This window comes from Pseudomonas sp. HMWF006, from assembly GCF_003061205.1.
In the GTDB taxonomy this organism is placed as follows: Bacteria; Pseudomonadota; Gammaproteobacteria; order Pseudomonadales; family Pseudomonadaceae; genus Aquipseudomonas; species Aquipseudomonas monsensis.
Genome location: NZ_QAIU01000089.1, coordinates 1 through 8,420, shown reverse-complemented (window position 1 = coordinate 8,420; position 8,420 = coordinate 1). Strand labels below are relative to the sequence as shown.

The 8,420-nt window shown below is 60.1% G+C and carries 8 protein-coding genes and 1 pseudogene; 6 read left to right on the top strand and 3 right to left on the bottom strand.

Annotated elements, in window-relative coordinates; all coding sequences use genetic code 11:
• Positions 1-357: pseudogene (cca, locus tag DBR24_RS03530) on the top strand (multifunctional CCA tRNA nucleotidyl transferase/2'3'-cyclic phosphodiesterase/2'nucleotidase/phosphatase); the annotation flags it as partial.
• A gap of 82 nt (positions 358-439) precedes the next feature.
• Here cca and folK read toward each other — a convergent pair.
• Positions 440-958, bottom strand: a complete 519-nt coding sequence (gene folK, locus DBR24_RS03525; protein WP_128613903.1) for a 2-amino-4-hydroxy-6-hydroxymethyldihydropteridine diphosphokinase — start codon at positions 956-958, stop codon at positions 440-442.
• Positions 949-1,305, bottom strand: a complete 357-nt coding sequence (gene folB / locus DBR24_RS03520) for a dihydroneopterin aldolase (RefSeq protein WP_064390789.1) — start codon at positions 1,303-1,305, stop codon at positions 949-951. The genes folK and folB overlap by 10 nt, the downstream gene beginning before the upstream one ends.
• Before the next feature lie 74 nt (positions 1,306-1,379).
• Between folB and plsY the strand changes: the two genes are divergently transcribed.
• Positions 1,380-1,949, top strand: coding sequence for a glycerol-3-phosphate 1-O-acyltransferase PlsY (gene plsY, locus DBR24_RS03515; RefSeq protein WP_123469280.1), 570 nt, complete (start codon positions 1,380-1,382; stop codon positions 1,947-1,949).
• A gap of 23 nt (positions 1,950-1,972) precedes the next feature.
• Here the strand turns inward: plsY and tsaD are convergent, their stop codons facing one another.
• Entirely contained in the window at positions 1,973-2,998 is a 1,026-nt protein-coding gene (gene tsaD / locus DBR24_RS03510) for a tRNA (adenosine(37)-N6)-threonylcarbamoyltransferase complex transferase subunit TsaD (RefSeq protein WP_128613902.1), read from the bottom strand.
• Between the two features lie 199 nt (positions 2,999-3,197).
• On the opposite strand from tsaD, the gene rpsU reads away from it, so the two are divergent.
• From rpsU to DBR24_RS03490, 4 genes are all read left to right on the top strand, one after another.
• Positions 3,198-3,413: a 30S ribosomal protein S21 gene (gene rpsU / locus DBR24_RS03505; RefSeq protein WP_002551877.1), complete on the top strand. Its 216-nt coding sequence runs from the start codon at positions 3,198-3,200 to the stop codon at positions 3,411-3,413.
• Between the two features lie 481 nt (positions 3,414-3,894).
• Positions 3,895-5,859 carry a DNA primase gene (gene dnaG / locus DBR24_RS03500; protein WP_123469284.1) on the top strand — a complete coding sequence of 655 codons (1,965 nt, stop codon included), beginning with the start codon at positions 3,895-3,897 and terminating at the stop codon, positions 5,857-5,859.
• A 67-nt stretch (positions 5,860-5,926) separates the two neighbouring features.
• Positions 5,927-7,774 (top strand): RNA polymerase sigma factor RpoD, encoded by a 1,848-nt coding sequence (rpoD, locus tag DBR24_RS03495; protein WP_108592083.1) that lies wholly within the window; start codon positions 5,927-5,929, stop codon positions 7,772-7,774.
• A 126-nt stretch (positions 7,775-7,900) separates the two neighbouring features.
• A partial coding sequence (locus tag DBR24_RS03490; protein WP_128613901.1) for a transporter substrate-binding domain-containing protein occupies positions 7,901-8,420 on the top strand: 520 nt, incomplete at its 3' end.

Sequence of the window (8,420 nt, the reverse complement as noted above, 5' to 3'; positions counted from 1 at the left end):
AAGGATTGCCAGGAACTGGCGTTGCTGGTGGGCCAGTATCACACCCACGGCCATCGCGCCCTGGAACTGAAAGCATCGACGCTGCTGGAGCTGCTGCACAGTTTCGATGTGTATCGCCGGCCGCAGCGTTTCGAAGAATTCATCGTCGCCTGCGAAATGGATGCGCGCGGACGCAAAGGGCTGGAGCAGCGTAGTTATCCACAAGCGGATTATTTGCGCGGCGCGGCCAAGGTAGCGCGTGGCGTGGCAGTACAGCCGTTGCTGGAGAAAGGGTTCAAAGGCCCGGAGCTGGGCGAGGCACTCAAGCGCGAGCGGCTCAAGGCGTTGAAGGCTTACAAAGAAGCGGCGTCAGCTTGAAAGGCTTCGCGAGCAAGCCCTCCCCCACATTGCAATGCACTTCTCTGTGGGAGCGGGCTAGCTCGCGAAGGCGTCGGTCAGCTCACATCAAATCAGCAGGCGTGAGCTGTTCGCCCCGCCACTCGAACGCCACTGGCGCCAGTACCTGATCAATCTGCGCCTCGGCCCACACTGTCGCGAAGCTTTTTCCCACGCCCGGATGCAGGCGATCCGGCGCAATCAGCGACAGCGGCCACAGCACAAAGGCGTTTTTCAGGATTTCGGCGCGCGGCAGCGTCAATCCATCGAAATTCCCCACCAGATCGCCGTACAACAGCACGTCGATATCCAATGGCAAACCCTTGCGATCCGGCGCGTAACGGCCGTTGTCAGCCTCGATGAACTTCAAGCGGCGATCCAGCTCCATCAGCGACAGATCGGTGTAGGCCGACACCACGAAGTTGAAGAACGGCCCACTCTTGATTCCCACCGGCTGGCTTTCGAATACCGCCGAACAGCGGATATCGACCAAGAACGTCGCCAATGCGTCGAGACCTGCGCGCAAATGGGTTTCACGCTCGATATTGCTACCGAGCCCGAGATAAATCTGAGTCAGCGACATCCGCGCTCGATCTCCACGCCCACGCCACCCTTGGCCGCCGGCACGGCGCCGGGCTTGGTCAATTTCAGACGCACCCAAGTGATCTTGAATTCGCTCATCAGCACTTCCACCAGACGCTCGGCGAACGTCTCGACCAGTTGGAACTGCGCCTGCTCGGCAAAGGCCTGGATGCGCGTGGAGACGCTGGCGTAATCGAGCGCCAGGGTCAGGTCGTCACCGGCCGCCGCCGGACGATTGTCCCAGGCGAAGCTCAGGTCAAGACGCAGACACTGGCGGATGCCGCGCTCCCAGTCGTAGGCACCGATCACGGTGTCGACTTCCAGGCCCTCGATAAACACTCTGTCCAAGCACTTCTCTCCGCTGCACGACAAGGGCGCAATGCGCCGTTAGAATCAGGGCGTCCTCGCCCGGAATAGTTAGCATGTTTTGGTTACTGGCGACTCTCGCCTACCTGCTCGGCTCTCTGTCCTTCGCCATTTTGCTCAGCCGCCTCACCGGAAACCCGGATCCGCGAATGAGTGGCTCGGGCAATGCCGGCGCCACCAACATGCTGCGCCTGGCCGGTCGCAAACTGGCGATCCTGACCCTGCTGGGTGATCTGTGCAAAGGCCTGGTGCCGGTGCTGATCGCAGCGGCCATGGGCCTTTCGCTGCAGGATCAGGCCTGGATCGGCGTGTGCGCCGTGATCGGTCACCTGTTCCCGCTGTACTTCCGCTTTCGCGGCGGCAAAGGCGTCGCCACGGCTGCCGGCATGCTGCTGGGCCTGTATCCGCCCGCCGCGCTGCTGGCGGTGTGTGCCTGGCTGCTGACGTTCTACCTGACCCGCACCAGCTCGCTGGCGGCGCTGATCGCCACGCCGCTGACCCTGCCCTTGCTGGCCTGGCAGGAACCGGAAGCGCTGTTGCCGATGAGCGCGTTGACGCTACTGATCGTCTGGCGCCACCGCGGCAATCTACGCGACCTGTTTGCCGGGCGCGAACGGCATTTTTAAATACCGCCCGTGAACGCCGCTCATCACAGCGCCGACAACTGCTCCATCGGCCAGCGCGCCTGCACGCTGATCGCCAGACTTTCCTGCTGACCGGCCTGCAAACGCTGGCAACCGGCAAACGCGATCATCGCGCCATTGTCGGTGCAGAACTCGGGACGGGCATAGAACACATCGCCCTTCATATCGCCGAGCATCTTTTCCAGCGAAACACGCAACGCCTTGTTGGCACTGACGCCGCCAGCGATCACCAGACGCTTCATCCCGGCCTGTTTCAGGGCACGCTTGCACTTGATGGTCAAAGTCTCTACCACGGCCTGCTGGAACGCCAGCGCGATGTCGCAACGGGCTTGCTCGCCGTCGTCCCCGGCGCTGACGCATTGCTGCCAGGTGTTGAGAGCAAAGGTTTTCAGGCCGCTGAAGCTGAAATCCAGGCCCGGGCGATCACACATCGGACGCGGAAAGGTAAAACGTCCTGCGACGCCCTTCTCGGCCAGCTTGGCGATTTCCGGTCCGCCCGGATAATTGAGGCCCATCATTTTTGCGGTCTTGTCGAACGCTTCGCCGGCGGCATCGTCGAGCGTTTCGCCGAGCAGGCTGTATTGGCCGATGCCATCGACCTGAACCATCTGCGTATGACCGCCGGAGACCAACAAAGCGACGAACGGAAATTCCGGCGGTTTTGGCTCCAGCATCGGCGCCAGCAAGTGGCCTTCCATGTGGTGCACACCGAGTGCCGGAATGCCCCAGGCAAACGCCAGTGCCTGCGCGCAGGAAGCACCCACCAGCAGCGCGCCAACCAGGCCAGGACCCGCGGTATAGGCGATGGCGTCGATCTCGGTCGGCACGCAGTCAGCCTCGGCCAACACCTGACGAATCAAGGGCAACATGCGCTTGACGTGGTCACGCGAGGCCAGCTCCGGCACGACACCGCCGTAGACGCGGTGCAGGTCGATCTGACTGAACAGCGCATCGGCCAGCAGACCGCGTTCACTGTCATATAATGCGACGCCGGTTTCGTCGCAGGAGGTTTCTAATCCCAGTACTAGCATGGGTTTGCGCCTTGTTTAGGCTGAATTCGAAGGCGCGCATAATAGTCGCCACGCGATGCCCCGACTAGCGGTTTTCGATCAGAGGCTTTGCATTCCGAGCGATGAGGGGTTAACATCCGCAACCCTTAAAAACCGACGTCTTCAAGTGCTCTTTTGCCGCGAGGATGTTGACCCCGGTAATGAATGAAGGTAGCTCTGGATGCCAGCCGTCAAAGTTAAAGAGAACGAACCCTTCGACGTAGCTCTGCGTCGTTTCAAGCGCTCCTGCGAAAAAGCCGGTGTACTGGCTGAAGTTCGTAGCCGCGAATTTTACGAGAAGCCAACTTCTGAGCGTAAGCGCAAAGCAGCAGCCGCTGTTAAGCGTCACGCCAAGAAAGTTCAGCGCGAACAGCGCCGCGCCGTTCGTCTGTACTAATACGCAGACGATCGTAGCAAGCTTCTGCCAAGCCCGGCCCTCAGCCGGGCTAATGGCATTTGCGTAAAAACGCTTGATGCTTCACCGTCGAAGCCGCACACGCGACCTAGACAAACCCGCTTCACCGCGTCAGGCCTGGCTCTTTTGCCAGCGGTGCACGTCTTTTCTGACGAGCCTTTCAAGGCTACTGACGAGCACACCCACTGATTCCTCTCACGACGATCAGCCCAAGGCACCTGCATGCGTGCCCGCTTTATTGAGCTATCCGAGGCCCTTGACCGGCCGTAAGCGGATTCAGCGCAACACTTTCAAATAGTCGAAGGCTGATTGTTACTAACGTCAGTGGATTTTCGGCAGATACACTTCCCGACAGCGATTACGCAACCGAACCCGGTCGAACCGCCCATTGTGTGCGTTTCACTCAAGACCTGCGTCCGGCCGCCCTTCGCATCGGACTCATTACAGCGCAGACGAGAACGCCATGGCCGGGCTGATTCCCCAGAGCTTCATTGACGACCTGCTGAACCGCACCGACATCGTCGATGTGGTGAGCTCGCGCGTGCAATTGAAGAAGGCCGGCAAGAATTACACCGCCTGTTGCCCGTTTCACAAAGAGAAAACCCCGTCCTTCAGCGTCAGCCCCGACAAGCAGTTCTATTACTGCTTCGGCTGCGGCGCCGGCGGTAATGCCCTCGGCTTTCTCATGGATCACGACAACCTGGACTTCCCCCAGGCCGTCGAGGATCTGGCCAAAGCCGCCGGCATGGAAATCCCCCGCGAAGAAAGCGGTCGCCCGCACAAACCGCGTCAACCGACGGATTCGCCGCTGTACCCGCTGCTCACCGCCGCCGCCGATTTTTACCGGCAGGCGCTCAAGAGCCACCCGGCACGCAAAGCCGCAGTCGACTATCTCAAGGGCCGCGGCCTGACCGGCGAAATCGCCCGGGATTTCGGCCTCGGCTTTGCGCCGCCGGGCTGGGACAACCTGTTCAAGCACCTGAGCAGCGACACCTTGCAACAGAAGGCCATGATCGACGCCGGCCTGCTGATCGAGAACGCCGAAACCGGCAAACGCTATGACCGCTTCCGCGATCGCGTGATGTTTCCGATCCGCGACACCCGTGGCCGAATCATCGCTTTCGGTGGCCGGGTGCTTGGCGACGACAAGCCGAAGTACCTGAACTCACCGGAAACCCCGGTATTCCATAAAGGCCAGGAGCTCTACGGCCTTTATGAAGCGCGCAAAAACAACCGCAACCTCGACGAAATCATCGTCGTCGAAGGTTATATGGATGTCATCGCCCTCGCCCAGCAAGGCCTGCGCAATGCCGTGGCCACGCTGGGTACCGCGACCAGCGAAGAACACTTGAAACGCCTGTTTCGCGTGGTGCCGAACGTATTGTTTTGCTTCGACGGTGACCAGGCCGGCCGCAATGCCGCCTGGCGCGCACTGGAAGCGACCCTTCCGTGCCTGCAAGACGGACGCCGCGCGCGCTTTCTGTTTCTGCCGGAGGGCGAAGACCCGGACACCCTGGTCCGCGCCGAAGGCACCGACGCCTTCAAGGCGCGAATCAATCAGCATGCGCAGCCACTGGCGGATTATTTCTTCCAGCAATTGACCGAAGAAGCCGATCCGCGCTCGCTCGAGGGCAAGGCGCACATGGCCACCCTCGCCGCACCGCTGATCGACAAAGTGCCGGGCGCGAACTTGCGCATCCTGATGCGGCAGCGCCTGACCGAAATCACCGGCCTGAGCAGCGAAACCGTCAGCCAGCTGGCGCAAAGTGCGCCGCAGGAAGCGCCGCCCGCCTACGATCCGGGCATCGACTACGACGCAATGCCGGATTACAGCGACTACCATCAGCCGCAGGCACAGGACATGTACGTGCCGCAGCAGGAGTGGACGCCGAAGAAACCCGGCGCCGGCGGCAAGAAATGGGACAAAAAGCCCTGGGACAAGAACGGCAAGCGTGGCGATCGCGATCAACCGCAGCGTCAGCGCACGCCGATTGGCGTCGAATCGCCGACCCTGACCGCCCTGCGCACCTTGCTTCATCACCCGCAACTGGCCGAGCGCGTTGAAGACGCCGGGCACATTGCGGACGAAAACCAGACCAATGCCCAGTTGCTTGTGGCCTTGCTCGAAGCCGTACAGAAGAATCCCAAGCTAAACTCATTTCAGTTGATCGCGCGATGGCACGGCACTGAACAGGGGCGTCTGCTCAAGGCACTGGCTGAAAAGGAATGGTTGATTGACGGAGATAACCTTGAACAACAGTTTTTCGACACCATTACTAGCTTGTCAGCCCGCCAACGCGAGCGAAATCTGGAACAGTTGCTCAGGAAAGCGCGTCAAAGCGAACTGAGTGCCGAAGAGAAAAATCAACTGCGCGACCTTTTAAGTCGCAATGTTTCCGCATCAAACCCGACCTCAACTGGCGCGTGAGGTCATAGCTCAGGTATAATCCTCGGCTTGTTTTTTGCCCGCCAAGACCTTCAGTGGATAGGGTGTTATGTCCGGAAAAGCGCAACAGCAGTCTCGTATTATTGAGTTGATCAAACTGGGTCGTGAGCAGAAGTATCTGACTTACGCCGAGGTCAACGACCACCTGCCCGAGGATATTTCAGATCCGGAGCAGGTGGAAGACATCATCCGCATGATTAACGACATGGGGATCCCCGTACACGAGAGTGCTCCGGATGCGGACGCCCTTATGTTGGCCGACGCCGATACCGACGAGGCCGCTGCGGAAGAAGCAGCCGCCGCGTTGGCAGCGGTGGAGACCGATATCGGTCGCACCACCGACCCAGTGCGCATGTACATGCGTGAAATGGGTACGGTCGAGCTTCTGACTCGTGAAGGCGAAATCGAAATCGCCAAACGTATCGAAGAAGGCATCCGTGAAGTGATGAGCGCTATCGCGCACTTCCCTGGCACGGTTGACCACATTCTCTCCGAGTACACCCGCGTCACCACCGAAGGTGGTCGCCTGTCCGACGTACTGAGCGGTTACATCGACCCGGACGACGGCATTGCGCCGCCGGCGGCCGAAGTGCCGCCGCCGATCGACGCGAAAGCCGCCAAGGCTGACGACGACACCGACGACGATGACGCCGAAGCTTCGGATGACGAAGAAGAAGCCGAAAGCGGTCCGGATCCGGTCATCGCTGCCCAGCGTTTCGGCGCTGTGGCCGATCAGATGGAAATCACCCGCAAGGCCCTGAAAAAGCACGGTCGTCACAACAAGGCAGCGGTTGCCGAGTTGCTGGCCCTGGCCGAGCTGTTCATGCCGATCAAACTGGTGCCGAAGCAATTCGAAGCCCTGGTCGAGCGTGTTCGCAGTGCCCTGGATCGTCTGCGTCAGCAAGAGCGCGCGATCATGCAACTGTGCGTACGTGATGCACGTATGCCACGCGCCGACTTCCTGCGTCAGTTCCCGGGCAATGAAGTCGACGAAAGCTGGTCCGACGCACTGGCCAAAGGCAAGAGCAAATACGCCGAAGCCATTGGTCGCGTACAGCCGGACATCATCCGTTGCCAGCAGAAGCTGATTGCGCTGGAAACCGAGACCGGCCTGACCATCGCTGAAATCAAGGACATCAACCGTCGCATGTCGATCGGTGAGGCCAAGGCCCGCCGCGCGAAGAAAGAGATGGTTGAAGCGAACTTGCGTCTGGTGATCTCGATCGCCAAGAAGTACACCAACCGCGGCCTGCAATTCCTCGATCTGATCCAGGAAGGTAACATCGGTCTGATGAAAGCGGTGGACAAGTTCGAATACCGTCGTGGTTACAAGTTCTCGACTTATGCCACCTGGTGGATCCGTCAGGCGATCACTCGCTCGATCGCCGACCAGGCCCGCACCATCCGTATTCCGGTGCACATGATCGAGACGATCAACAAGCTCAACCGTATTTCCCGCCAGATGCTGCAGGAAATGGGTCGCGAACCGACTCCGGAAGAGCTGGGCGAACGCATGGAAATGCCTGAGGACAAGATCCGCAAGGTGTTGAAGATCGCTAAAGAGCCGATCTCCATGGAAACCCCGATCGGTGATGACGAAGACTCTCATCTGGGTGACTTCATCGAAGACTCGACCATGCAGTCGCCAATCGATGTTGCAACCGTTGAAAGCCTGAAAGAAGCGACCCGCGAAGTGCTGTCCGGCCTCACTGCCCGTGAAGCCAAGGTACTGCGCATGCGTTTCGGTATCGACATGAACACCGACCACACACTCGAAGAAGTGGGCAAACAGTTTGACGTAACCCGTGAACGGATCCGTCAAATCGAAGCCAAGGCGCTGCGCAAGCTGCGCCACCCGACGCGAAGCGAGCATCTGCGCTCCTTCCTCGACGAGTGATACCAGAACCCCCGGCCCAGGCCGGGGGTTTTGTTTTCCGGTCAGATTAAATTCCGCGCACCACCCCTCCCCCGCATAGCCCGTCTACACTCGAAACAATCACCCCCGTGCCATAACGAGAGCGTTATGCCCAGACTGGCGTCCGTGCTTTTTTTGCTGTCACTGATGATCTGGACCGCAACGGCTGACGCGCTGACTCTGACCGATGAAGAACGTAGCTGGCTGGCGGCTCACCCGGACTTGCGCCTGGGTGTAGATGCGTCGTGGCCGCCCTTTGAGTTTCGCGACGATCAGTCCCGCTATCAGGGGCTGGCGGCGGACTATATTGATGTAATCCGCCAGCGCCTGGCGGTCAAACTCACGCCCATCGAGCCCGTGAGCTGGACCGTGGTGCTGGAGCAGGTCAAGCAAGGCAAGATCGACCTGCTGCCGGGCATCATGTCCACGCCGGAGCGCCAGACCTATTTGTCGTTCACCCGGCCCTATCTCGACTTCCCGATCGTCATCCTCGCCCACGTCGGCGGCGCGCAACCACGCAAACTCGAAGACCTGTACGGCCTGAAGATTGCCGTGGTGGAAAACTACGCGCCCCATGAGCTCCTGCGCACCCACCATCCGGATCTGAACCTGGTGGCCATGCCCAACG